The sequence below is a fragment of the Streptomyces sp. NBC_01454 genome, from assembly GCF_036227565.1.
Classification (GTDB): domain Bacteria; phylum Actinomycetota; class Actinomycetes; order Streptomycetales; family Streptomycetaceae; genus Streptomyces.
This window is the reverse complement of the sequence record NZ_CP109460.1, coordinates 1,865,688-1,889,737: the sequence shown is the minus strand read 5'-3', so window position 1 is coordinate 1,889,737 and position 24,050 is coordinate 1,865,688. Positions and strand designations below refer to the sequence as shown.

The 24,050-nt window shown below is 72.9% G+C and carries 19 protein-coding genes and 1 pseudogene; 6 read left to right on the top strand and 14 right to left on the bottom strand.

What is annotated here, in order from left to right:
- The first annotated feature begins 74 nt into the window (after positions 1-74).
- The gene (locus OIU81_RS08155; protein ID WP_329145373.1) at positions 75-1,601 is read left to right on the top strand and encodes an amino acid permease; all 1,527 of its coding nucleotides are present in this window, start codon (positions 75-77) and stop codon (positions 1,599-1,601) included.
- A 146-nt stretch (positions 1,602-1,747) separates the two neighbouring features.
- Here the strand turns inward: OIU81_RS08155 and OIU81_RS08150 are convergent, their stop codons facing one another.
- Both OIU81_RS08150 and OIU81_RS08145 read right to left on the bottom strand, forming a co-directional pair.
- The gene (locus OIU81_RS08150) at positions 1,748-2,200 is read right to left on the bottom strand and encodes a DUF3237 domain-containing protein (protein ID WP_329145372.1); all 453 of its coding nucleotides are present in this window, start codon (positions 2,198-2,200) and stop codon (positions 1,748-1,750) included.
- Complete coding sequence (locus OIU81_RS08145; protein WP_329145370.1) at positions 2,197-3,363, bottom strand: flavin-dependent oxidoreductase; 1,167 nt, start codon at positions 3,361-3,363, stop codon at positions 2,197-2,199. Before OIU81_RS08145 ends, OIU81_RS08150 begins: the two co-directional genes overlap by 4 nt.
- A gap of 53 nt (positions 3,364-3,416) precedes the next feature.
- On the opposite strand from OIU81_RS08145, the gene OIU81_RS08140 reads away from it, so the two are divergent.
- Positions 3,417-3,938 (top strand): MarR family winged helix-turn-helix transcriptional regulator, encoded by a 522-nt coding sequence (locus OIU81_RS08140; RefSeq protein WP_329145368.1) that lies wholly within the window; start codon positions 3,417-3,419, stop codon positions 3,936-3,938.
- A 188-nt stretch (positions 3,939-4,126) separates the two neighbouring features.
- Here OIU81_RS08140 and OIU81_RS08135 read toward each other — a convergent pair whose 3' ends face one another.
- The 3 genes from OIU81_RS08135 to OIU81_RS08125 all read right to left on the bottom strand — a co-directional run bounded on the left by OIU81_RS08135 (position 4,127) and on the right by OIU81_RS08125 (position 7,978).
- Positions 4,127-4,519: an NTP pyrophosphohydrolase gene (locus OIU81_RS08135; RefSeq protein WP_329145366.1), complete on the bottom strand. Its 393-nt coding sequence runs from the start codon at positions 4,517-4,519 to the stop codon at positions 4,127-4,129.
- A gap of 100 nt (positions 4,520-4,619) precedes the next feature.
- Positions 4,620-6,755 (bottom strand): 3-hydroxyacyl-CoA dehydrogenase NAD-binding domain-containing protein, encoded by a 2,136-nt coding sequence (locus tag OIU81_RS08130; RefSeq protein WP_329145364.1) that lies wholly within the window; start codon positions 6,753-6,755, stop codon positions 4,620-4,622.
- On the bottom strand, positions 6,752-7,978 hold the full coding sequence (locus OIU81_RS08125) for a thiolase family protein (RefSeq protein ID WP_329145362.1): 1,227 nt from the start codon (positions 7,976-7,978) through the stop codon (positions 6,752-6,754). The genes OIU81_RS08130 and OIU81_RS08125 overlap by 4 nt, the downstream gene beginning before the upstream one ends.
- 258 nt (positions 7,979-8,236) lie before the next feature.
- On the opposite strand from OIU81_RS08125, the gene OIU81_RS08120 reads away from it, so the two are divergent.
- Positions 8,237-8,920: a PepSY domain-containing protein gene (locus OIU81_RS08120; RefSeq protein ID WP_329145360.1), complete on the top strand. Its 684-nt coding sequence runs from the start codon at positions 8,237-8,239 to the stop codon at positions 8,918-8,920.
- Positions 8,921-8,974: 54 nt separating this feature from the next.
- Here the strand turns inward: OIU81_RS08120 and OIU81_RS08115 are convergent, their stop codons facing one another.
- The 3 genes from OIU81_RS08115 to OIU81_RS08105 form a co-directional block, all read right to left on the bottom strand.
- A complete protein-coding gene (locus OIU81_RS08115) occupies positions 8,975-10,249 on the bottom strand; it encodes a ribonuclease D (protein ID WP_329145358.1) in 1,275 nt (424 codons plus the stop codon).
- Positions 10,250-10,326: 77 nt separating this feature from the next.
- Entirely contained in the window at positions 10,327-10,989 is a 663-nt protein-coding gene (locus OIU81_RS08110) for a response regulator transcription factor (RefSeq protein ID WP_006602452.1), read from the bottom strand.
- 349 nt (positions 10,990-11,338) lie between these two features.
- Positions 11,339-11,995: a DUF3000 domain-containing protein gene (locus OIU81_RS08105; RefSeq protein WP_329145354.1), complete on the bottom strand. Its 657-nt coding sequence runs from the start codon at positions 11,993-11,995 to the stop codon at positions 11,339-11,341.
- Between the two features lie 147 nt (positions 11,996-12,142).
- On the opposite strand from OIU81_RS08105, the gene hemE reads away from it, so the two are divergent.
- Positions 12,143-13,210, top strand: a complete 1,068-nt coding sequence (hemE, locus tag OIU81_RS08100; RefSeq protein WP_329145352.1) for a uroporphyrinogen decarboxylase — start codon at positions 12,143-12,145, stop codon at positions 13,208-13,210.
- A 39-nt stretch (positions 13,211-13,249) separates the two neighbouring features.
- On the opposite strand, the gene OIU81_RS08095 is transcribed toward hemE, so the two are convergent.
- Both OIU81_RS08095 and OIU81_RS08090 read right to left on the bottom strand, forming a co-directional pair.
- The gene (locus OIU81_RS08095) at positions 13,250-14,632 is read right to left on the bottom strand and encodes an FAD-dependent oxidoreductase (RefSeq protein ID WP_329154958.1); all 1,383 of its coding nucleotides are present in this window, start codon (positions 14,630-14,632) and stop codon (positions 13,250-13,252) included.
- Between the two features lie 438 nt (positions 14,633-15,070).
- On the bottom strand, positions 15,071-16,267 hold the full coding sequence (locus tag OIU81_RS08090; RefSeq protein WP_329145349.1) for a thiolase family protein: 1,197 nt from the start codon (positions 16,265-16,267) through the stop codon (positions 15,071-15,073).
- 234 nt (positions 16,268-16,501) lie between these two features.
- Here OIU81_RS08090 and hemG point away from each other — a divergent pair, with 234 nt between their 5' ends.
- Both hemG and hemQ read left to right on the top strand, forming a co-directional pair.
- Positions 16,502-17,962 carry a protoporphyrinogen oxidase gene (gene hemG / locus OIU81_RS08085; protein WP_329145347.1) on the top strand — a complete coding sequence of 487 codons (1,461 nt, stop codon included), beginning with the start codon at positions 16,502-16,504 and terminating at the stop codon, positions 17,960-17,962.
- Between the two features lie 2 nt (positions 17,963-17,964).
- A complete protein-coding gene (gene hemQ, locus OIU81_RS08080) occupies positions 17,965-18,726 on the top strand; it encodes a hydrogen peroxide-dependent heme synthase (protein ID WP_443073943.1) in 762 nt (253 codons plus the stop codon).
- Positions 18,727-18,799: 73 nt separating this feature from the next.
- Here the strand turns inward: hemQ and OIU81_RS08075 are convergent, their stop codons facing one another.
- The 4 genes and pseudogenes from OIU81_RS08075 to OIU81_RS08055 all read right to left on the bottom strand — a co-directional run bounded on the left by OIU81_RS08075 (position 18,800) and on the right by OIU81_RS08055 (position 24,013).
- Positions 18,800-20,488, bottom strand: a complete 1,689-nt coding sequence (locus OIU81_RS08075) for an alpha/beta hydrolase (RefSeq protein ID WP_443073942.1) — start codon at positions 20,486-20,488, stop codon at positions 18,800-18,802.
- An 84-nt stretch (positions 20,489-20,572) separates the two neighbouring features.
- Positions 20,573-21,385 carry a TIGR04222 domain-containing membrane protein gene (locus OIU81_RS08070; protein ID WP_329145342.1) on the bottom strand — a complete coding sequence of 271 codons (813 nt, stop codon included), beginning with the start codon at positions 21,383-21,385 and terminating at the stop codon, positions 20,573-20,575.
- Positions 21,386-21,523: 138 nt separating this feature from the next.
- Positions 21,524-22,862, bottom strand: a pseudogene (locus tag OIU81_RS42295) (DUF692 domain-containing protein).
- A gap of 203 nt (positions 22,863-23,065) precedes the next feature.
- Positions 23,066-24,013 carry a LysR family transcriptional regulator gene (locus tag OIU81_RS08055; RefSeq protein WP_329145335.1) on the bottom strand — a complete coding sequence of 316 codons (948 nt, stop codon included), beginning with the start codon at positions 24,011-24,013 and terminating at the stop codon, positions 23,066-23,068.
- Between the last annotated feature and the right edge of the window lie 37 nt (positions 24,014-24,050).

The following is a 24,050-nucleotide window of genomic DNA, read 5'->3' as shown; positions in this document are numbered from 1 at the left end:
GACTGTTTCCCGGCATTGCGGAGACTCGGTCAGTTCAGGAGAGTTGCGAGGGTCGTCCAGGCGGAGGTTCGCCCATGAGCACACAGCACGGCACACCACATGATTCACGCCGCAATCGCGGTCTGTTCCGGACGAAGACTGTGGAGCAGTCGATCCTGGATACCGAGGAACCGGAGCACGCACTCAAGAAGTCCCTGTCGGCGCTCGATCTGACCGTGTTCGGAGTCGGTGTCGTCATCGGCACCGGCATCTTCGTCCTCACCGGAAAAATCGCCAAGGAGCAGGCCGGGCCGGCCGTCGCGCTGGCCTTCGTCGTGGCGGGCGTGGTCTGTGCGCTGGCCGCCCTGTGCTACGCGGAGTTCGCCTCCACCGTGCCGGTCGCCGGATCGGCCTACACCTTCTCGTACGCCTCACTGGGTGAACTGCCGGCCTGGATCATCGGCTGGGACCTGATCCTGGAGCTCGCCCTGGGCTGTGCGGTGGTCGCGGTCGGCTGGTCCGGCTATGTGCGCGAGTTGCTGGACGGCGCGGGATGGCATCTGCCGACGATCCTGTCCGGCACCCACGAGGGGCACTTCGGCTTCGACCTGCTGGCCTGCATCCTCGTGCTGGTCCTGACCGGCATCCTGGTGCTCGGGATGAAGCTGTCCTCGCGGGTGACGGCGGTGGTCGTGGGCATCAAGGTCACCGTCGTCCTGCTGGTCATCATCGCCGGCGCCTTCATGATCTCCGGCGCCAACTACCACCCGTTCATCCCGCCCAGCCGGCCCAGCGAGACCGGCGGCGGACTGTCCGCGCCGCTGGCGGAGCTGATGTTCGGCTTCACCCCGTCCACCTTCGGGGTCATGGGCATCTTCGCCGCGGCGGCCGTGGTCTTCTTCGCCTTCATCGGCTTCGACATCGTTGCCACCGCCGCCGAGGAGACCCGCAACCCGCAGCGCGACGTGCCGCGCGGCATCCTCGGCTCGCTGGCCATCTGCACGGTCCTCTACGTGGCCGTGTCGGTCGTCGTCACCGGCATGGAGAAGTACAGCAGGCTCTCCACCGACGCCCCGCTCGCCGACGCCTTCAAGGTCCTCGGGCACCCCTTCTTCGCCGATGTGATCAGCTTCGGCGCCGCCGTCGGCCTGACCTCGGTCTGCATGATCCTGCTGCTCGGCCAGAGCCGGGTGTTCTTCGCGATGAGCCGGGACGGGCTGCTGCCCCGGGTCTTCTCCCGGGCCCACCCGCGGTACGGGACCCCCTACCGGTCCACCATCGCGCTGGGCGTCGTCGTCGCCATCGCCTCCGGCTTCACCTCGATCGACGTCCTGGCCGAACTCGTCAACATCGGCACCCTGTTCGCGTTCGTCGTGGTCGCCATCGGCGTCATCATCCTGCGCCGCTCCCGGCCCGACCTGCCCCGCTCCTTCCGCACCCCGTGGGTGCCGGTGGTGCCGGTGCTGTCCGTCCTGGCCTCGGTGTGGCTGATGCTCAATCTGCCCGCGGAGACCTGGCTGCGGTTCGCGTTCTGGATGGTGGCCGGCTTCGTCATCTACTTCCTCTACGGGCGCTCGCACAGCCGCCTGGGCATCCGCAACCGGCGGCCCGCCGGGGACTGACGACCGGACACCCACGGCTCCTCTGCCCGGCCCCGTGTGCCGCGACCGTCGCGGCGTACGGGGCTGTGCGCTGCGGGGGGCCAAGCTCCGTAGCGGGGAGAACTCGCCCATCCCTCGCGCCTCACCGCCCACCATGCCTGAGCTCGTCAGTCGAGGGTGTACGCCTCGTAGCGGACGGCCTCGGTGGTACGGGCGCCCGAGGCCACGGCCAGGGTGCGGTTCAGCCACCGGTAGCGCTCGTCCCCGGTCTCGAAGCGGCAGAAGAGCCGGAAGTAGTACTCGGCAGGGTCCACCGCCTCTCCGGCGGCCAACCTCCGGAGAACCTCGGGTGAGCCGTGGCGTACGCCGCTGGTGGAGAGGTAGAGATGTGCGCCGTCGTGAGTGCGCAGCGTGGAGCGGGTATCGATGCTGGCCATGCCGTCGTCGGGGTGCAGCACCTGCCAGTCCGCGCCGCCCGGCAGGATCACCCCGGACAGTCGGGGCCCGTCGAAGGTCCCGCCGACGATGTTGATCACTCGGCGGCGGCCCCACTGCGAGTCGCCGAGGTCGAGGATCGGGTCCAGTCTTACCTCGAAGACGGCGAGTTTCTTGAGGTTCACCGCACGCTCCACGACGCGCGCTCGTTGAGCAGGGTCGGGTCGAAGCCTGCGGTGCGCTTGTACGAAGCGGCGATCTCCGCGCGCTCCGCGAGCGGGACGGCCTGTTCGATGTCCGTGAAACCACCGGGAGCCCGCTCGTGGGCGAGCCGCATGACGATGTCGGGCCCCTGGCGCCGGTTGGCGAGTTGGAGCGCGGTGGTGGCGGGTCTGCGGATGTCCTCGTACGCGGTGGCGGTGCCGGTCGTGGCGAGCGAGTGGGCGAGCACCCGGGCGTCGATGATCGCTTGGGACGCTCCGTTGGAGCCGACGGGGTACATGGCATGGGCGGCGTCGCCCAGGAGGACGACGTCATCCCTGGTCCAGTACGGCAGGGGCTCGCGGTCCACCATCGGGTACTCGAAGGCTGCCTCGGCTCCCGCGATGATTCCCGGCACGTCCAGCCAGTCGAACCGCCAGTCGGAGAAGTGCTCCACGACTGTGGCCAGGTGGGCGGGGCGGTTCCATTTTCCGCGCTCAGGCGGTTCGCCGTCCAGCGGCCGCTCGGCGATCCAGTTGATCAGCCGTCCGTCCCCGATCGGGTAGGCGACGAATTTCTGCGTGCCGTCTCCGGCCATGATCATGGACCGGCCGGTCAGGAACGGTTCGCCGTAGGTCGTGCCCCGCCACAGCATGAGCCCGTTCCATGGCGGTGCCCCTTCACCGGGGAAGAGCGCGGCTCTGACGGCCGAGTGGATGCCGTCGGCGCCGATGAGCAGGTCGCCGTCGTGGCGCAGGTCGGTGATCCGGCTCCCGGTTCGGACGGAGTGTGCACCCAGGCGCTCGCGGACGGCGTCCAGCAACAGCAGTTGCAGCCTGCCCCGGTGCACCGAGTACTGCGGCCACCGGTAGCCGGCGTCGAGCCCGCGCGGTTCGGACCAGATCGCCTGCCCGTACCGGTTGAAGTAGGCCAGCTCGGCGGTGGGGACACCGATCGCGGCCAGCCGGTCGGCCAGGCCGAGCTCGGTCAACTCCCTTACCGCGTGCGGGAGGAGGTTGATCCCGACGCCGAGCGGACGGATCTCCTGGGCCGCTTCGTGGATGACGACGTCGTCGAGTCCGGCCGCATGCAGGCTGAGGGCGGTGGCGAGCCCGCCGATGCCGCCTCCTGCGATGGTGATCCGCACAGCACCCTCCCGCGAAGATTGTTATGGCCGTAACAATCTCTCACGGAGCCTCCATGCGCAAGACTCTGTCCGTGGACCGACCAGATCTCAGATACGCCGCCTATGCCCGCGACCGACTGGCGGGCATGCCCGCACCGGCCGACCCGGAGGCATTCGCGCTCGCCTACCACCTGCTCCACCTGTCCTACCTGGTCGTCGCCGACCTGGAGAGCCATATCCACCGCCCGCGCGGCTGGACGCTCCCCGGCTTCCGGCTGATGTTCAAGCTCTGGCTGCTCGGCCCCACCCAGCCCGCCAGGCTCGCCGAGATCTCGGCGATGTCCCGCTCGGCGGTCACCAACGCCATCAACACCCTCGAGCGGGAGGGCCTGGTCGAACGCCGGCCGGTCCCCGACGACCGGCGCGCCGTCGCCGCCGCCCTCACCGCCGCGGGCGAGAACGCCGTCCGGGAGACGTTCGCCGAGCAGACCCACCGCGAGCAGCAGTGGTTCGCCACCCTCGACGCCGAGGAACGGGCCACCCTCACCGACCTGCTCACCCGTGTCCTGGCCGCGCGCCCCGAGGACGCCGGTTAGGGCCTGTCCGCAACGTCCCGTCGTCCGCCCGGAGGGCGGGGCTCGCGGCGTCCGGTGCGGTGCGTCGCAAGGCGGAGGGCCGTCCTCGTGGCCTCGTGCCCTCGTGTCCTCGTAGGGGGCGGCCTCCGTGGACGGTCCCGACAACGCAGCGAGGCGCCGTGTCAGGCGCTGCGAGCCAGGCGGACCGCCTAGCCCCCGCCGCGCGAGGGCCCCCACACCGCCCGCGGCCCCGTCACCCGCGCGCCCAGTGCCTGGACGCGCTCCCGCAGCTCGCGGTCCGCGGTCACCACCAGACTGTCCCGCCCGTCGCCCTCGTCGGCCACCAGCCGGACGATCCGGTCGTCGCCGCTGCCGTCCGCCGCCACCACCCGTACGCCGTCGACGGATTCCACCCCGCGGGCCGCGCCCTCCACCACCAGGACCAACTCCAGGGGTGGCGCCATCAGTCCCGGCAGCCCGTCCCCGGCGTAGCCGGCCAGTGCGTCGCGCAGCCGCTCGGCCGCGCCGTGCCGGTCCCGCCACCAGCCGTCGGGCACCGAGCCCACGACGTTCGCGGCATCGACGATGACCAAGGAATCCATGCCGCCACCCTCCCACGGCGTGGCCGCCCGCGCCCCGCGCACACAAAAGCGCGGGCCGGCTCCGCCGAGCCGGCCCGCGCATCCTGCGATCAGTACACCGTTACGCGGGGACGCTCGCGATGCCCGGGGCCAGGAACTTCTTGCCCCGCACCCGCTCGGAGACGCCCGCGCGGTCCAGGTACGGCGTGATGCCGCCCAGGTGGAAGGGCCAGCCGGCGCCGGTGATCAGGCACAGGTCGACGTCCTGCGCCTCGGCGACCACGCCCTCGTCCAGCATCAGGCCGATCTCCTGCGCCACGGCGTCCAGGACGCGGTCGCGGACCTGGTCCTCCGTCAGCACCGAGTCGCCCTGCTTGAGGAGGGCGGCCACCTCGGGGTCCAGCTCCGGCTTGCCGGAATCGTAGACGTAGAAGCCGCGCTTGCCGGCCTCGACGACGGCCTTGAGGTTGGGGGAGACCGTGAAGCGCTCCGGGAAGGAGCGGTTGAGCGTCTCGGAGACGTGCAGACCGATCGCCGGTCCGACCAGCTCCAGCAGCACCAGCGGGGACATCGGCAGGCCGAGCGGCTCGATGGCCTTCTCCGCGACCTCGACCGGGGTGCCCTCGTCGATGACGTTCTGGATCTCGCCCATGAAGCGGGTCAGGATGCGGTTGACGACGAACGCCGGGGCGTCCTTCACCAGCACCGCGGTCTTCTTCAGCGTCTTGGCGACCCCGAACGCCGTGGCCAGCGAGGCGTCATCGGTCTTCTCGCCGCGCACGATCTCCAGCAGCGGGAGGATCGCGACCGGGTTGAAGAAGTGGAAGCCGACGACCCGCTCGGGGTGCTTCAGCTTCGACGCCATCTCGGTGACCGACAGCGAGGAGGTGTTGGTGGCGAGGACCGCGTGCGCCGGGGCGACGGCCTCCACCTCCGCGAACACCTGCTGCTTGACGCCGATCTCCTCGAAGACGGCCTCGATGATGAAGTCGGCGTCGGAGAAGCCCTCGGCCTTGTCCAGGACACCGGAGACCAGGGCCTTGAGGCGGTTGGCCTTGTCCTGGTTGATCCGGCCCTTGCCGAGCAGCTTGTCGATCTCGGCGTGGACGTAGCCCACACCCTTGTCGACGCGCGCCTGGTCGATGTCGGTCAGCACGACCGGCACCTCGAGGCGGCGCAGGAAGAGCAGCGCGAGCTGCGAGGCCATCAGACCGGCGCCGACGACACCGACCTTGCTGACCGGGCGCGCGAGCTTCTTGTCCGGGGCGCCGGCGGGGCGCTTGGCGCGCTTCTGCACCAGGTTGAACGAGTAGATGCCGGCGCGGAGTTCACCGCCCATGATCAGGTCGGCGAGCGCCTGGTCCTCGGCGTCGAAACCGGCCTGCAGATCACCGCTCTTGGCGGCGGCGATGATGTCCAGCGCACGGTAGGCGGCCGGGGCGGCGCCGTGCACCTTGCCGTCGGCGATGAACTTGCCCTTGGCGACGGCCTGGTCCCAGGCCTCGCCGCGGTCGATCTCGGGGCGCTCGACGGTCACGTCGCCCTTGAGGACGTGCGCGGTCCAGATCAGCGACTGCTCCAGGAAGTCCGCACCCTCGAAGATCGCGTCCGCGATGCCGAGGTCGAAGACCTGCTTGCCCTTGAGCTGCTTGTTCTGGTTGAGCGAGTTCTCGATGATGACCGAGACGGCCTTGTCCGCGCCGATGAGGTTCGGCAGCAGCGCACAGCCGCCCCAGCCCGGGACGAGACCGAGGAAGACCTCGGGCAGCGAGAAGGCCGGCAGCGCCTTGGAGACGGTGCGGTAGGAGCAGTGCAGACCGGCCTCGACGCCACCGCCCATCGCGGCACCGTTGTAGTACGCGAAGGTCGGTACGGCGAGCGCGGACAGCCGCTTGAAGACCTCGTGGCCGCCCTTGCCGATGGCCAGCGCGTCCTCGTGGTTCTTCAGCAGCTCGACGCCCTTGAGGTCGGCGCCGACGGCGAAGATGAACGGCTTGCCGGTGAGGCCGACGCCGACGATGTCGCCGTCCGCGGCCTCCTTCTCGACCTGGTCGATCGCGGCGTTGAGGTTCGCCAGCGAGCCCGGGCCGAAGGTGGTCGGCTTGGTGTGGTCGAAGCCGTTGTCCAGCGTGATCAGCGCGAACTTGCCCGCGCCGTACGGCAGATCGAGGTGGCGGACGTGCGCCTGGGTGACGACCTCGTCCGGGAACAGCTCGGCCGCGCCCTTCAGAAGTTCGGCGGTGGTGGGGGTGCTCACTTGCTGCCTCCGTCGGACTCGAAGTGCGGGTTCTCCCAGATGACCGTGGCGCCCATGCCGAAGCCGACGCACATGGTGGTCAGGCCGTAGCGGACCTGCGGCTGCTCCTCGAACTGGCGGGCCAGCTGGGTCATCAGCCGGACGCCGGAGGAGGCCAGCGGGTGGCCGAAGGCGATGGCGCCGCCGTACTGGTTGACGCGCGCGTCGTCGTCAGCGATGCCGTAGTGGTCGAGGAAGGCGAGCACCTGCACGGCGAACGCCTCGTTGACCTCGAACAGGCCGATGTCACCGATGCCCAGACCCGCCTTGGCGAGGGCCTTCTCGGTGGCCGGGATCGGACCGTAGCCCATGACCTCGGGCTCGACGCCCGCGAAGGCGTAGGAGACCAGGCGCATCTTGACCGGGAGGTCGTGCTCCCGGGCGAAGTCCTCGGAGGCGAGGATCGAGGCCGTGGCGCCGTCGTTGAGACCGGCGGCGTTACCGGCGGTGACGCGGCCGTGCGTACGGAACGGCGTCTTGAGACCGGCGAGGTTCTCCAGGGTGGTCCCCGGGCGCATCGGCTCGTCGGCGGTCACCAGGCCCCAGCCGGTCTCGCCGATCTCGGCGTTGGTGTTGCGCACCGAGATCGGGACCAGGTCCTGCTGGATCTTCCCGTTCGCGTACGCCTTCGCCGCCTTCTCCTGCGAGCGCACGGCGTACTCGTCGGCGCGCTGCTTGGTGATGTGCGGGTAGCGGTCGTGGAGGTTCTCCGCGGTCATGCCCATGAACAGCGCGGACTGGTCGACGAGCTTCTCGCTCACGAACCGCGGGTTCGGGTCGACGGCCTCGCCCATGGGGTGGCGCCCCATGTGCTCGACACCGCCGGCGATGACGGCGTCGTACGCACCGAAGGCGATGGAGCCGGCGGTGGCGGTGACGGCGGTCAGCGCACCGGCACACATGCGGTCGATGGAGTAGCCGGGAACCGACTGCGGCAGGCCGGCGAGGATGCCGGCGGTCCGGCCGAGGGTCAGGCCCTGGTCACCGATCTGGGTGGTGGCGGCGATGGCGACCTCGTCGATCTTCGCGGGGTCCAGGGCCGGGTTGCGGCGCAGCAGCTCCCGGATGGCCTTCACGACGAGATCGTCGGCGCGGGTCTCGTGGTAGATGCCCTTCGGGCCCGCCTTGCCGAACGGGGTGCGGACGCCGTCGACGAAGACGACGTCCCTAGCGGTACGAGGCACGTTGGCTCTCCTCCAGGTGCGGGGTGGCACTGCTGCGGGGCGCCCCGGGGGACGCTTCACACCGACATGCTACTTACGGGTAACCAAGCTGCACACCCCCACCGGCCGGAGCGGTGAAGGTCACACCGGATGGCGGCCTCGAACGCCGGACGGCACCCCGGTGTCCGGCCGGTGGGTGGCCCCAGGAAGGGAGCGAAAAGGGCCGAATACCGCCGGGTCTTGGCGTAATTCGCCCCATTGCACACTTAAAGTGACCGCATGGAGACGAAGAGGAGTGATGTCGTGGCCCGGCACGCACAGCTGGCGGTGCCGCGCGCGATCGGCCTGGTCTGTGCGGTCGTCGCCGCCGGCGCCCTGGTGTCGGGCTGTGGAAACGCGGCCAAGAACGACACCGGAAGCCCCAAGCGTCCGGTGCCCGCCTCGGCCCCCGCCTCGCCGAGCAGCTCGCTCAGCGCGGCCCAGGCCCAGCGCAAGGCCCTGATCCCCAGCGCCACGGTGGACTACGCGCAGGCGCTGAAGGCCGCGGTCGCGGCGGTCCCGGCCTCGGAGCCGATCGCCGCGGAGCTCAAGGGGACGCCCACCAACCCGTACTGGAACACCGCGGTCGCCACCTCCGACGGGACGGTGAGCGATGTCCGCGTGGACGCGCGCACCGGCAAGGCCGGCCGGCCGCAGACCGAGTCGGACGCCTCCGGCGACAAGCAGCAGCTGGCCGCCCGGCTGTCCAAGGCCACCGTCACCGCCCAGCAGGCCGCACAGACGGCGACCGAGAAGACGAAGGGCACCGTCACCTCCGTCGAACTCGGCAACTCCGACCACGGCAACAACGGCACCCCGGCCTGGGCCGTGGGCGTGGTGAGCACCACCGACTGGAACGAGACGTCCTACGAGATCGACGCCACCAGCCGCAAGGTCCTGTGGATGCACGTCGAGCAGAGCTGACCGGCACACCGCGCGTCCCGGGCCGGCCTTCTCGTCCGGCCCGGGACGGGTGCGTCAGTCCGCGTCCGCCTGCAGTGCCTCGGTGAGGATCGGCGTGACCTGCTCGATCTGCCAGGGGCGCGCACCGTGGCCGGCCAGCACCTCGGCGACCGACGCGGCCGTCGGCAGCTCCGGCGGCTCCCAGCACAGCCGGCGCACCGTGTCCGGGGTGATGAGGTTCTCCTGCGGGAGATTCAGGCGCTCGGCGAGCGCGGTGACGGACGCGCGGGCGGCCGACAGCCGGGCCGCGGCGGCCGGGTCCTTGTCGGCCCAGGCGCGCGGCGGCGGCGGCCCGTTGAGCGGCTGGCCGGGCTGCGGCAGCTCGCTCTCGGCCAGCGCGCGGGCGCGGTCGACGGCGGCCTGCCACTGCTCCAGCTGCCGGCGGCCCATGCGGTGGCCGAAGCCGGGAAGCGCGGCCAGCGCATGGCTGTTCGGCGGCAGATTCAGCGCCGCCTCCACGATCGCGGCGTCCCCGAGCACCTTGCCGGGCGAGACGTCCCGCCGCTGGGCGACCTGGTCACGGGCCGTCCACAGCTCACGTACGACCGCCATCTGACGCCGCCGGCGGACCTTGTGCATCCCGGAGGTACGGCGCCAGGGGTCCTTGCGGGGCGGCGGCGGGGGAGCGGCGGCGATCGCGGCGAACTCCTGTTGGGCCCACTCCAGCTTCCCCTGCCGGGTCAGCTCCTCCTCCAGCGCGTCGCGCAGGTCCACCAGCAGCTCGACGTCGAGCGCGGCATAGCGCAGCCACGGCTCGGGCAGCGGGCGGGTGGACCAGTCGACGGCGGAGTGGCCCTTCTCCAGGGCGAAGCCGAGGACGTTCTCGACCATGGCACCCAGGCCGACCCGGGCGAAGCCGGCCAGCCGTCCGGCCAGCTCGGTGTCGAACAGCCGGGTGGGGACCATTCCTATGTCACGCAGGCACGGAAGGTCCTGGGTGGCGGCGTGCAGCACCCACTCGGCGTCGCCGATCGCCTCCCCCAGCCCCGACAGGTCGGGACAGCCGACCGGGTCGATCAGCGCGCTGCCGGCCCCCTCGCGGCGCAGCTGCACGAGGTAGGCACGCTGGCCGTAGCGATAGCCCGAGGCCCGCTCGGCGTCGACGGCCACCGGGCCCGTACCGCCCGCGAAGGCGGCCACGACCTCGGCGAGTGCCTCGTCGGTGGCGACCACCGGGGGGATGCCCTCGCGGGGCTCCAGGAGAGGGACCGGCGCCGGTCGGGGGTCCGGAGGCGAGTCTCCGGGTGCTCGCAGTGTCGTCTCTGCTGCGGTGTTTTGGGCGTCGGTCACCAGTCAAGGGTATCTGTGTATGCACGTCGCCCGTCGAGGGAACGTTCCCTCGACGGGCGGGCCGGTCGGGTGAGCGGTCAGTGGATGATGCCGGTGCGCAGTGCGACCGCCACCATTCCGGCCCGGTCCCCGGTGCCGAGCTTGCGGGCGATACGGGCGAGGTGGCTCTTGACGGTCAGCGCCGAGAGCCCCATCGAGACGCCGATGGCCTTGTTGGACTGGCCCTCCGCCACCAGCCGCAATACCTCGACCTCACGGCCCGACAGCTCGCGGTAGCCACCGGGGTGCCCAGGGGCACCCGGGGGGCGGCGCTGCATACGGGCCGCGTTGGCGCCGATCGGCGAGGTGCCGGGACGGCCGGGGATGCCCAGATTGGTACGGGTGCCGGTGACGACGTAGCCCTTGACGCCGCCCGCCAGGGCGTTGCGTACGGCGCCGATGTCGTCGGCCGCGGACAGTGCGAGGCCGTTGGGCCAGCCCGCCGCCCGGGTCTCGGACAGGAGGGTCAGGCCGGAGCCGTCGGGAAGGTGGACGTCGGCCACGCAGATGTCGCGCGGGTTGCCGACGCGGGGACGGGCCTCCGCGATGGACGACGCCTCGATGACATCCCGCACTCCGAGGGCCCACAGGTGGCGGGTGACGGTGGAGCGGACGCGAGGGTCGGCCACGACGACCATGGCCGTCGGCTTGTTCGGGCGGTAGGCGACCAGGCTCGAAGGTTGCTCGAGGAGAACAGACACCGGGCCTCCTGGGGGGAGTGGCGAGGACGGAGCCGGCTGGGGGGAGCCGGAATGATCCGTGTTTGAAGGGTCACTGACCTCTTCGGCAGCAATCCGGCGGGACTTTAGACTTTGATCACGATTTAGTTAGGGGCAATTCGGGCAAATCGGATGCGTGATCGATCACAGTTGCGCACCCGGTGTGCACCAAGATGATCAAAGCCGTACGCGATGCGGTGCGGCGCCGCCTCCTCGTCGTCCCCGCAAGACGGCCGGACGGGCGCGACGCCCGTCCGGCCGTGGACGATGACCCCGGTCGGCGGTGCGGGGCGCTGTCGGCGCACACCGGACCGGAGGGGAAAAGCGCAGCTCAGCGGGGCTGTGCGCCGCGACGCTGGGGGAGCGGGACGACCCCGCCGCGCGGAGGCATGTCGAGCGTGGCCGGCGGCAGGCCCGCCACCTGGCACAGCAGATCGCACCACGCCGCCAGATGCGCCGCCAGATCCGGCACCCCGCCGGCGCCCTCGCTCGGCGTCCACGAGGCCCGGATCTCGATCTGGGTCGCGGGTTCACGCGCCGCGAGCCCGCCGAAGTAGTACGAGCCGGCCCGCGTCACCGTTCCGCTCGGCGCGCCGTAGTGCACCCCGCGCGCCTCCAGTGCGCCCGTCAGCCACGACCACGACACCTCCGGCAACAGCGGATCGCTGCCCATCTCCGGCTCCAGCTCCGCCCGCGCCAGGGTCACCACCCGGAAGGCGCCCTGCCAGGTGTCGTCACCGGCCGGGTTGTGCAGCACCACCAGCCGTCCGTCCGCCAGATCCCGGTCCTCGCCGTCCGGGCCCGCGCCGCGCTCGACGACCGCCGCTTCCAGGGCGTACGCGAACGGGGCGAGCCGCTTCGGCGCGGGCGTCGGATCGATTTCGATCTCCGGCCGCAGTCGGGCCGCGCGGAGCGCTTCGACCGCCTGACGGAAGGGGATCGGGGCCTCGTCCGCGCCGTCCGCGAGGTGTTCATGAGCCGCAGCCATGCCCGGAAGATTAGGCGGAACCGGGCCCGCATACGGGGAGGACACCCGGTGCGCGCGTCGCCCGTTCGGAGGTGCCTTCGGGCACATGCGGAGATATCGGCCACCCGCCGAAATCGCACGCCGGCCCGGCGTGCGAAGATTTGGTGCGTGAGCGCCAACAACCAGGCCACGGGCCAGCAGCAGACCGCTACGTACGACTCGGCTTTCCTCAAGGCGTGCCGACGGGAGCCGGTGCCGCACACCCCGGTGTGGTTCATGCGCCAGGCCGGGCGCTCACTTCCCGAGTACCGCAAGGTCCGCGAGGGCATCGCGATGCTCGACTCCTGCATGCGGCCCGAGCTGGTCACCGAGATCACGCTGCAGCCCGTGCGCCGCCACAACGTCGACGCCGCGATCTACTTCAGCGACATCGTCGTCCCCCTCAAGGCCATCGGCGTCGACCTCGACATCAAGCCCGGTGTCGGCCCCGTCGTCGAGAACCCGATCCGCACCCGTGCCGACCTCGCGCAGCTGCGCGACCTGGAGCCCGGCGACGTCTCCTACGTCACCGAGGCCATGGGCATGCTCGTCCGCGAGCTCGGCGGTACGCCCCTCATCGGCTTCGCCGGCGCGCCCTTCACGCTCGCCAGCTACCTCGTCGAGGGCGGCCCGTCGCGCAACCACGAGCGCACCAAGGCCCTCATGTACGGCGACCCGCAGCTGTGGGCCGACCTTCTGGACCGCCTGGCCGACATCACCTCGGCCTTCCTCAAGGTCCAGATCGAGGCCGGGGCGAGCGCGGTGCAGCTCTTCGACTCCTGGGTGGGCGCGCTCTCGCCGGCCGACTACCGCCGCAGCGTGATGCCGGCCTCCGCCAAGGTGTTCCGCGCGGTCGAGGGCCTGGGTGTCCCGCGCATCCACTTCGGTGTGGGCACCGGTGAACTCCTCGGCCTGATGGGCGAGGCGGGCGCGGACGTCGTCGGCGCCGACTGGCGCGTCCCGCTGGACGAGGCGGCCCGCCGCGTCGGCCCCGGCAAGGCGCTCCAGGGCAACATCGACCCGGCCGTGCTCTTCGCTCCCCGCGAGGCCGTCGAGACCAAGGCCCGTGAGGTCCTCGACGCGGCCGCCGGTCTGGAGGGGCACATCTTCAACCTCGGCCACGGCGTGCTGCCCACCACCGAACCGGACGCGCTGACCCGCCTCGTCGAGTACGTCCACACGCAGACGGCCCGCTGAGCGGAGCCGCCCCACCGGCCGGCCCCCGCCCGTCAACCGTCAGTCCCCGGCCTCCCGTACGGCCCGGGTCGCCTTGCGGGCGGCCACCAGCACGGGGTCCCAGACCGGGGAGAACGGCGGGGCGTAACCGAGGTCGAGGGCGGTCATCTGCTCCACGGTCATCCCGGCTGTGAGCGCGACCGCCGCGACGTCCACGCGCTTGCCGGCGCCCTCACGACCGACGATCTGCACGCCCAGCAGCCGTCCCGTACGGCGCTCGGCGAGCATCTTGACGTGCATCGGGCGGGCGCCGGGGTAGTAGCCCGCGCGGTTGGTGGCCTCGACGGTCGCGGTGACGAAGCGCAGCCCGGCGGCGTCGGCGTGGCGCTCCAGCAGGCCCGTACGGGCGATCTCCAGGTCGCAGACCTTGCTGACGGCCGTGCCGACGACGCCGGGGAAGGTCGCATAGCCGCCGCCCGCGTTGGTGCCGATGACCTGCCCGTGTTTGTTGGCGTGGGTGCCCAGCGCGATATGGCGGGTGCGGCCGGAGACCAGATCCCACACCTCCACACAGTCCCCGCCCGCCCAGATGTGGTCCTGGCCGCGGACCCGCATCGCCAGGTCCGTGAGCAGTCCGCCGGACTCTCCCAGCGGCAGCCCGGCCGCCTCGGCGAGCGTGGTCTCGGGGCTCACGCCCATGCCCAGCACGACCACATCCGCCGGGTACTCGGTGTCCTCGGTGGTCACCGCGCGGGCCCGGCCGTCCGCGCCGGTCAGCACGCCGGTGACGGCCGTACCGCGCACCGTCTCGATGCCCATCGCGCACATCGCCTCGTGGACGAGGGCGCCCATGTCCGGGTCGAGGGTGGACATCGGCTGTGCGGTCCGCTCCAGGACGGTGACGTCGTAGCCGCGGTGGATCAGGGCCTCGGCCATCTCCACCCCGATGTAGCCCGCGCCGACCACCACCGCCCGGCGGCCCGCCGAGGCCTCCAGGGTGTCCAGCAGCGCCCGGCCGTCGTCGAGGGTCTGCACACCGTGCACCCCCGGCGCGTCGATCCCCGGCAGCCGGGGCCGGCGCGGGCGCGCCCCGGTCGCCAGCACCAGCTTGTCGAAGCCCGTCCAGGTCTCCCGGCCGCCGTCGTCCAGCTCCCGGGTACGCACCCGGCCGCGGTCCAGGTCGAGTTCGGTCACCTCGGTGCGCATCCGCAGATCGATCTCCCGCGCGCGGTGCTCCGCCGCCGAACGCGCGATCAGCGCATCCGGGCCGTCGACCTCGCCGCCCACCCAGTACGGGATCCCGCAGGCCGAGTACGACGTGAAGTGGCTGCGCTCGAAGGCGGTGATGGCCAGCTCACCGGACTTCCTGAGCCGGCGGGCCTGCGAGGCCGCGGCCATCCCTGCCGCATCACCGCCGACGATCACCAGGCGTTCCGTGGTCATGCCGGCCCCCTTGCCGTCCGTGTCGTCCGTGTCGTCCGCGTGCCGTGTCGTGCCGCGCATCGGCCGTTCTCTCGCGTGCCTTCGTCACGTTACGGCGCGTCGGCCCCGCGCGCGGGGGCTGTGGACAACCCCGCGCCGTGCGCCGGGCCCGCCGGTCGGGCGGACGGCGCATCAGGTGGTGTGCCGCGCCGAGGAGGGCGCCGGCCCCGACCCGGCCGAAGACGCCGACACCCTGCGGGCATGCGTGGCGTCACCGCCGCGTGAGGAGTCCCCACTTCGTCCGGATCGGCGGCCGGCTCGTCGCGGCGGACGACGGGGAATGCTTCGCGTTCGGGCCGGACCGGCTGCCGGCCCGGCATCAGCAGCGACCTGACGGCCTGAGCCGGCGCGCCGCGGGCCGTTCGCCGTTGCCGCGACGAGGTCGCCGAGCGCGGCCGCTCAGCGCTCCAGCACCAACGCCAGCCCCTGTCCCACCCCGATGCACAGCGCGGCGAGGCCGGTGCCCGAGCCATGGGCGGCGAGCTGGTGGGCGACCGCGCCGGCCAGGCGGGCGCCGGAGGCTCCCAGGGGGTGGCCGATGGCGATGGCGCCGCCGTGCGGGTTGACCACCGACGGGTCGAGTTCCGGCCACTGGGTGAGACAGCCCAGGGCCTGGGCCGCGAAGGCCTCGTTGAGTTCGAAGGACGTGAGGTCGGTGAAGCCGCGGCCGGACCGCTCCAGGGCGCGGCGTACCGCCTCCACCGGACCCAGACCGAACAGCTGCGGCTCGACGCCGGTCACCGCGCTCCCGCGGATACGGGCCAGGGGTTCGCGTCCGGTGGCCCGCAGGCCCTCCTCGTCCACCAGCAGCAGGGCCGCGGCACCGTCGTTGAGCGGTGAGGAGTTGCCGGCGGTGACCGTGCCGCCGGCCACGCGGAACACCGGCTTCAGCTTCGAGAGGGACTCCAGGGAGGAGCCTTCGCGGATCGTTTCGTCGCGCAGCAGGTCCACCTCCGGGAGCGGCACGACCTGCGCGTCGTAGGCACCCTCCCGCCAGGCGCGCACCGCCTTCTGGTGGCTGGCCAGCGCGAAGACGTCCTGCTGTTCACGGGTGATGCCGTACTGGTCGGCGATGAGTTCGGCGCCCTCGCCGAGCGCGACCGTCCACTCCGGGGCCATCCGTGGATTGACCATCCGCCAGCCCAGCGTCGAGGAGAACATCTCCTGATGGCCCGCGGGGAAGGCGCGTTCCGGCTTGCGCAGGACGTACGGCGCGCGGCTCATCGACTCCACACCGCCCGCGACCGCGATGTGCGCGTCGCCGTGCGCGACGGCCCGGGCCGCCTGGATGACCGCCTCCAGACCCGAGCCGCACAGCCGGTTCACCGTCACCCCGGGGACGGTCACCGGCAGCCCGGCCAGCAGCACCGCCATCCGTGCCACATTGCGGTTGTCCTCGCCCGCGCCGTTGGCGTCGCCGAAGCAGACGTCGTCGATCCGCGCCGGATCGAGGTCCGGGGTGCGGTCCACCAGGGCCTTGAGCACATGGGCGGCGAGATCGTCCGGCCGGGTGCCGGCCAGCGCGCCGCCGTACTTGCCGACGGGGGTCCGTACGGCATCGACGATGTACACATCCCGCAGGCGTGGGTCGGTCATCAGGCGCTGTCCTCGCTGTCCCGGGCTCGGCGTGCGGCGGGCGCCACGAAGATCGCCACCCACCGCCCCCGAGTCTTTGCCCGCCGCTGCCCGCTGTCAACGGGGGCTCTCGGACACCTTGCCGGCCCGCGGCGGATGTCCGGGTGGCGGCCGCGAACGGCACCGGCGCCCCGGGGCGTTGCCGCCCGCGGGCCGCCCGGCGGCCGCGGCGCACGGCTCTGAGAGAGTGGAGGCATGAGCGCAGCGCACACCCCCGCGGGCCGCGGGCCCGGTCATGCCGTCGTCATCGGTGGAGGCATCTCCGGGCTGGCGGCCGCGCACCGGCTGCTCGAAGGCGGCGCCCGGGTGACCGTCCTGGAGGCCTCCGGCCGGCTCGGGGGCAAGCTGCACGCGGGCGGGATCGCGGGCGTCCCCGTCGACCTCGGCGCCGAGTCGATGCTGGCCAGGCGCCCGGAGGCGGTGCAGCTGGCCCATGCCGTCGGGATCGGCGGCCGGCTCCAGCCGCCGGCCACCGCCACCGCGGCCCTGTGGACCCGCGACGCGCTGCGCCCGATGCCCAAGGGCCATGTCATGGGCGTGCCCGGGGACCTCGGTCCGCTCGCCGCCTCCGGTGTGATCTCTCCGGAGGGCATGGCGCGGATCGCCCAGGACGAGACCCTGGCCCGCACGGAGACCGGCGAGGACGTCGCGGTCGGCGAGTACGTCGCCGCGCGGCTCGGCCGGGAGGTCGTCGACCGGCTCGTCGAGCCGCTGCTCGGCGGGGTCTACGCGGGAGACGCCTACCGCATCTCGATGCGCGCCGCCGTCCCGCAGCTCTTCGAGGTCGCCCGCACCCGGCGTTCCCTGACCGAGGGCGTACGGGACCTCCAGGCACGCGCCGCCGCCACCGCACCGCAGAACGGGCAGGCCGGCGCCGCGCCGGTCTTCATGGGCATCGACGGCGGGATCGGGACCCTGCCGGGCGCCGTCGCCGAGGCCGTGCGCCGGGCCGGCGGCGAGATCCGCTCCGGGGCCGCCGTGGACGAGTTGCACTGGGCCGGGGAGGACGGCTGGCGGATCCGCGTCGGCGGCCGGACGCTCACCGCGGACGCGGTCGTCCTGGCCGCCCCCGCGGGCGCCGCCGCACACCTCCTGAGCCGGGGCTGCCCCGCCGCGGCCACCGAGCTGGCCACCGTCGACTACGCCTCGATGGCGCTGGTCACCATGGCCTTCCGCCGCGCCGACCTGGACCGGGTGCCCGGCGGCAGCGGCTTCCTCGTACCGCCCGTCGACGGCCGCCGGATCAAGGCCTCCACCTTCTCCAGCCACAAATGGGGCTGGATCGGCGACGCCGACCCGGACCTGTTCGTGCTGCGCACCTCCGTCGGCCGCTACCAGGACGACGCCGACCTCGGGCGCGACGACTCCGAGCTGGTCGCGCTCTCGCTCGCCGACCTCGGCGCGGCGGTCGGCCTGTCCGCCCGCCCGGTGGCGTCCGCCGTCACCCGCTGGGAGGGCGGACTGCCGCAGTACGCGGTCGGCCATCTGGAGCGGGTCGCCAGGATCCGCGCCGCGGTCGCCGGGATGCCGGGCGCGCTGCGGGTGTGCGGCGCGGTCTACGACGGCGTCGGGATCCCGGCCTGCATCGGCTCGGCGCAGCGCGCCGCCGACGAGATCCTCGGGACCCTGACGGCGGACCGGGCCCCGGGCGAGTGAGAATGGACGACATGACAGACGCTTCCACCCCCGCTTCCGCGCCGCAGACCCCCGCGGCGCCCGAGAAGACCCCGAACGCCGGCAAGAAGGCCAAGGACCTCAACGAGGTCGTCCGCTACACCCTCTGGTCGGTCTTCAAGCTGCGTGCGGTCCTCCCGGAGGACCGCAGCGGCTACGCCGACGAGGTCGAAGAGCTGTTCGCGCAGCTCGCGGCCAAGGACGTGGTGGTCCGCGGCACGTACGACGTGTCCGGCCTGCGCGCCGACGCCGACCTCATGATCTGGTGGCACTCGGAGAGCTCGGACGCCCTGCAGGAGGCGTACAACCTCTTCCGCCGTACCCGTCTGGGCCGTGCGCTGGAGCCGGTGTGGTCGAACATGGCGCTGCACCGCCCCGCCGAGTTCAACAAGTCGCACATCCCGGCCTTCATGGCCGATGAGCAGCCGCGCGCCTACGTGAGCGTCTACCCCTTCGTGCGCTCCTACGAGTGGTACCTCCTGCCGGACGAGGACCGCCGCCGGATGCTGGCCGACCACGGCAAGATGGCCCGCGGCTTCCCGGACGTGCGCGCCAACACCGTGCCGTCGTTCTCGCTCGGCGACTACGAGTGGGTGCTGGCCTTCGAGGCCGACGAGCTCTACCGCATCGTCGACCTGATGCGGCATCTGCGCGGCTCCGAGGCGCGGATGCATGTCCGCGAGGAGGTCCCGTTCTACACCGGGCGCCGTAAGCCGGTCTCCGAGCTGGTCGCCGGCCTGGCCTGAGCCCTGGGGCGCCGCCGCCGCACAGCACCGCGGGCCGCCCCCTCGGGGACGGCCCGCGGCGGCTGCTCCCCGGCTACTTGCCCGGCAGCGCGTGCTGCGATCGCACCATCTGCTGGCCGGGCACCGGCTCCGGGCGCGGCGCGCAGTAGACGCGGCGCGCCGGGACCTTGCCGTGCAGCAGATACGCCTCGGCGTAGGCGTTCACACAGGCGTTGTCGTTGAAGGCGATGCCGTGGGTGCCCGCCCCGTTCTCGGTGACCAGCGAGGAGCCGGGCAGCCGCTGCTGCAGCTCCACCGCGCCCCGGTACGGCGTCGCCGCGTCCCGCTCGGCGGCCAGCAGCAGCACCGGCGGCAGCGCCCCCGGCTCGGTGTGGACGTCCAGCGGACGGCGCGGGCCGTGGAGCGCGCCGTCGACCTCGGTCTCGGCGGTACGGCCGGCGGCGTTCACCAGATCCTGCGCGGCCCCGGAGCCGTCCGCCCGGTGCGCCGCGGCGTCCAGCTCGGCGTCGGCCGACTCCGCCCGGTCGGGCCAGAAGGCGCACGGCAGATTCATCCAGGCGTTGTCCCAGGTCTCGAACGGTGCGGTCCGTGCGATCTCGGTGTTGTCGCGGTTCCAGGTCTGCCAGCTGCGCGGCCAGCGGGCGTCGTTGCACTCGACGGCGGTGTACACGGCGGCGCTGTTCTCGTCGGCGGCCGCGCCCGCGGCCTGGGGCAGGGCCTGGGCGATCAGCGGCTTGGGGTCGCCGTGCAGATAGGCCGAGAGCGCCTCGGCGCGCAGTGGCCAGAAGGCGTCGTTGTAGCCGTTCTTGAGGAAGGCCGACTGCAGCTGTCCCGCGCCGATCTTTCCCTCGAGGGGGGCGCGGCGCAGCTTCGTGACGGCGGTGTCGTAGCGGCGCTGCACCGCCTGCCGGGTGGTGCCCAGGTGGTACTGGCCGTTGTGCCGGGCCACCCAGCGCAGCCAGTCGCCCCAGCGGCGTTCGAAGGCGATGTCCTGGTCGAGGTTGTTGCGGTACCAGATCTGCCGGGGAGCGGGGTTGACCACGCTGTCGAAGATCATCCGCCGGACGTGGCCGGGGAAGAGCGTCGCATAGACCGCGCCGAAGTACGTCCCGTACGAGGCACCCATGAAGGTCAGCCGCCGCTCGCCGAGCGCGGCCCGCAGCATGTCCAGGTCACGGGCGTTGTTGACGGAGTTGTAGAAGGGCAGCGCGGCCCCGGCCCGGCGGACGCAGCCACGGGCGTAGGCCCTGGCCTCCGCCACCTTCTTGCGCTTGAAGGCCGCATCGGGGTGCACCTGGCTGTCGGTGGGCACCTTGGCGAACTTCTTGGGGTCCTGGCACGACAGCGGCGCCGAGCGGCCGACGCCGCGCGGCGCATAGCCCACGAAGTCATAGGCGCGCGCCAACCTGCTCCACTTGGGCAGCCCGCCGTACAGCGGGAACTCCATGCTGGACGCACCCGGCCCGCCGGGGTTGAAGACCAGGGAACCCTGCCGCTCGCCGCGCGCGGTGGCCCGGGCCCGGCTGACGGTGAGGTGGATCTTCCTGCCGTCGGGGTGCGCGTAGTCGAGGGGAACGGTGAGGGTGCCGCACTCCACGGACGACGGCAGATGCTCCACCGGTGCGCAGCGGCCGAATTCGAGGCGGTGCGCGACCGGCGCGGGTGGCGCACCGACGGCCCCCGTGGCGCCGCCTGCCGGGGCAGTGGCGAGGGCGGTCACCATCAGCGACCCGATGGTGCCGTACAACGCAAGTGCTCTCACTGGCCGTCCCTTCGTGTGTGCATACAAAAGGGATAGTTGGGGCGCGCATTGTCGATGTAAAGCACCTGGGTCCGGTGTCGGAGGCTATGCCCCGGAAGAGTGGAGCGCGGCGCGCAAGGAGGGGTCGGTGAGGGCGGTGGGGCCACGGAGGGCGAGCGTGATCAGCGAGCCGGCGGGGGTGGCAGGGGCGTCGGGGGCGCCGCGCGAGCCGGTCGTCCCGGGCAGCCGCCGCTCGCCCGCCACGGTGGCCCAGTCGCTGTACGGGTGGAGCTCGAAGCGCGCCACCGCCCAGAGGCCGAGGGTGAGGATCTGCGGCAGCGTGAACCAGATCAGGACCGCCCCGTTGTCCGCGCCGGGCGCCGCCATCCAGTAGGTCGCGACGGCGGACAGCAGCACCACGAGGGCGGCGCCCTGCACCAGGCGGACGGCGCTGCCGATGCCCGGCCGGACCGCGGCCGGCTGTGCCAGCCCCTGCGTCTCCAGCCGGTCGGCCACCCGCCGCACCGCCTCGTCGCTCACCAGGGCGTCCCGCACGGCCGGTATGCGGCGCTGCCCCTCGGGGCCTATCGCGGTGAGGGCGGCGCGCTCGACGGCGTCCGTGCCGACCGGGTCGACGACGGTGGCCCAGCCGGTGTCGGCGAGCAGCAGCCGCCGCTTCTGCGCCATCAGCACCAGCACCACATCGGCGAGCCGGTGCGGTCCGCCGGACAGATAGGCCATCTCGTACAGGGTCAGCCCGGAGGCGTGGCGTTCCGCGGCGGCCGGATCCGGGACGGTCCCCGCGGCCGGCTTCGGGGCCGGCGGGAGGGCGCGGGCGGCGGCGAGGGCGGCGCGGCACAGCAGTGCGCAGGAGAGCACCGCCGCCGACCAGGCGACAAGGAGGAAGAGCAGCGACATAGCCGGTTTTCTACGGTACGGCCCGGTCCGTCGCCACACGGTTTCTCACCATGTGAGCAGCCCCACGCGAGACCGCACGTTCCGCCACCGCGGCCCGAACCGCCCCCGCCCCGCACCTGGGTGTGCGGAGCGCCGCGGTCACCCCGGCGACAGCCGCTGCCGCACCGCGCGCACCAGCCGGGCCGGCGGCCACGCGGACGGCGGCCGCCGGCCCGCGCGATCCCGCCACCAGCGCCGCAACTCCCGCCGTGCCGCCGGGTCCTCGGGACGCCCCCGGTCCAGCAGATACGCCGCGAACTCCATGGCGTCCTGGCGGTAGCCGCCGCCCATGGGACGGTGACGGGCATAGCCGAGGAACGCCTCCCGGTAGTCCGGGCCGAGGATGCCGGGCAGCTCCGGCGCGACCTTGGCGACGACATCGGCCCGCTTGGCGGTCAGCGCCCGGCTCTGCACCCGCAGCCGGGCGCGGTCGAAGCCCTCGGGGTCCGGCGTCCCGGCGACCAGCGCCGACAGCAGGGCGGTCTGCGCCAGCGCCAGGCGCTGCCGCGCCGCGTCGGTCGTGGTGTCCGCGCCGGGGGGAACGGCCGGGGCCGGCGGCCCGGTGCGGGCCGGCGCCACCGGGCCGGCCTCCGGCTCAGGCCGCTCCGGCATGGCAGGCCTCCTTCAGCACGAGGCGGATCGCGTCGAGTTCACCGGCCAGCTCCCCGTACCCGGGGAAGTCCTCGTCCCGCTCCAGCAGCACACCGGGCGGGGTGGTCCGGGCGCACAGCTCGGCCAGCACGTCCAGCACCGGCCGCGTCACCGGGTGGGCGTGGCTGTCGTGCCACACCCCGTCCCGCTCCACCCCGCCCGCGACATGGACGTAGGCGAGGGCCTCCAGCGGCAGCCCGTCCAGGGCCACCGCCGGGTCCTCGCCCCGGTTGACGTGGTTGGTATGGAGGTTGGCGACATCGATGAGCAGCCGCACCCCGGTCCGTTCGGCCAGCTCGGTCAGGAACTGGCCCTCGGTCAGCTCCTCGCCCGGCCAGTTGATCAGCGCGGCGATGTTCTCCAGCGCCAGTGGCACCGGCAGCGCGTCCTGGGCGATCCGCACGTTCTCGCACAGCACGTCCAGCGCGTCACGGGTGCGGGGCACGGGCAGCAGATGCCCCGCCTCCATCCGTGGCGAGGCGGTCAGCGGCCCGCCGGCCCGGACGAAAGCGAGGTGCTCGCTGACCATCGGGGCGTCCAGCGCCGCGGCGCGCTCGGCGAGCGCGGTCAGCCGGCCGGCATCCGGACGGTCGGCGCCGCCCAGGCCGAGCGAGACGCCGTGCGGGATGACGGTGGTGCCCCGGGCACGCAGCTCCCGCAGGGCGTCCGGCAGATGGCCGGGGCAGATGTTCTCCGCCACCACCTCGACCCAGTCCACCCCCGGCAGCTCGGCTATCCCGTCGGCGATCTCCGGCCGCCACCCGATCCCCGTACCCAGGCGCTGCATGGCTCCCCCTCTTTCGTGTGGGGGTCTCCTGACCCGACACGGCGGCCCGAATCCTGTACCGGCCGGATTCAGAGGTTGATTTGAGCTTCCCCGGCGGGCCCGGCGGGCCCGGCGGGCCCGGCGGGCCCGGCGGACGGCCCGGCGCGCCGGCGGACGGCCTCGCAGGCGCGCGGCCCGGCGCCTCGGCGGACCCGCCCGCCGCCTCAACCGGCCGAGATCCCGGGTGCCTGAAGCGTCCGGCGCACGGCGCCGCGGAGCCAGTGGTGGCCGCCGTCGGCCGCGTGGCGGGGGTGCCACGCCATGCCGACGGTCAGCGGCGGCAGGGGCAGCGGAATGTCCAGGACGCGCAGGCCGAGGGTGGTGGCGGCGTCGGTGAGGGGGGAGGGGGCGTCGCCGCGGGGCGCGGTGGGGATGAGGCAGACGGCATCGCTGCCGGCGGCGAGGGCCAACGCGGCCAGGTGGCTGGGGAGGACGACAGCGACCCGCCGGTGGAGGCCCCGCTCGGCCAGGGCGGTGTCCAGGGGGCCGGTGAACCGGCCGCGGCGGCTCACCACGACGTGTTCGGCGGCAGCGAGCCGTTCCGGGGTCAGGGTCCCTTCGGCGAGGGGGTGGCCGGGCCGGACCGCCGCCGCCATCCGGAGGGTGACCAGTTCTTCGACCTGGGTCTCGGGATCGACGTGGTCGATGGATCCCACCTCCAGGTCGATCCGGCCCTCGCGCAGGGCCGGTCCGGCCTCCCACTCCTCGGCCCGGAACCGCAGCGAAACCCCCGGCGCCTCCTGCCGGACCAGCCGCAGCAGCCCGGGGGCCAGTGCCGCGCCGACCAGGTCGGCCGCTTGGAGGGTGAAGGTGCTGCGCAAGGTGGCGGGGTCGACGCCCGTGCCGGGAGTGAGCAGTGTGCCGAGGCGGCGCACCACCGCGGCGGCCTCGTCGCGCAGGGCCTGGGCGCGGGGAGTGGGGACCATGGTCTGGCCGGCCCGGACCAGGAGGGGGTCCTGGAGGACGCGGCGGAGTCGGCCGAGGGTGCGGCTCATGGCGGCGGGGGACGTGTGCAGGCGGGCGGCGGCGCGGGTGACGCTCTGCTCGGCCAGCAGGGCGTCCAGGGCGACGGCGAGATTGGCGTCGAGGACAGGGGAGGGACTGCTGCTCATGGGCGTCATTCCATTTCAGGCAATGATTGCTTGCTCA

What these genes read in the sequence shown, in the direction of transcription:
- OIU81_RS08155 (WP_329145373.1), top strand. Translation starts at nt 75, where the DNA reads ATGAGCACACAGCACGGCACACCACATGATTCACGCCGCAATCGCGGT.
- OIU81_RS08140 (WP_329145368.1), top strand. Translation starts at nt 3,417, where the DNA reads ATGCGCAAGACTCTGTCCGTGGACCGACCAGATCTCAGATACGCCGCC.
- OIU81_RS08135 (WP_329145366.1), bottom strand. Translation starts at nt 4,519, where the DNA reads ATGGATTCCTTGGTCATCGTCGATGCCGCGAACGTCGTGGGCTCGGTG.
- OIU81_RS08120 (WP_329145360.1), top strand. Translation starts at nt 8,237, where the DNA reads ATGGAGACGAAGAGGAGTGATGTCGTGGCCCGGCACGCACAGCTGGCG.
- OIU81_RS08105 (WP_329145354.1), bottom strand. Translation starts at nt 11,995, where the DNA reads ATGGCTGCGGCTCATGAACACCTCGCGGACGGCGCGGACGAGGCCCCG.
- OIU81_RS08095 (WP_329154958.1), bottom strand. Translation starts at nt 14,632, where the DNA reads ATGACCACGGAACGCCTGGTGATCGTCGGCGGTGATGCGGCAGGGATG.
- OIU81_RS08090 (WP_329145349.1), bottom strand. Translation starts at nt 16,267, where the DNA reads ATGACCGACCCACGCCTGCGGGATGTGTACATCGTCGATGCCGTACGG.
- hemG (WP_329145347.1), top strand. Translation starts at nt 16,502, where the DNA reads ATGAGCGCAGCGCACACCCCCGCGGGCCGCGGGCCCGGTCATGCCGTC.
- hemQ (WP_443073943.1), top strand. Translation starts at nt 17,965, where the DNA reads ATGGACGACATGACAGACGCTTCCACCCCCGCTTCCGCGCCGCAGACC.
- OIU81_RS08070 (WP_329145342.1), bottom strand. Translation starts at nt 21,385, where the DNA reads ATGTCGCTGCTCTTCCTCCTTGTCGCCTGGTCGGCGGCGGTGCTCTCC.
- OIU81_RS08055 (WP_329145335.1), bottom strand. Translation starts at nt 24,013, where the DNA reads ATGAGCAGCAGTCCCTCCCCTGTCCTCGACGCCAATCTCGCCGTCGCC.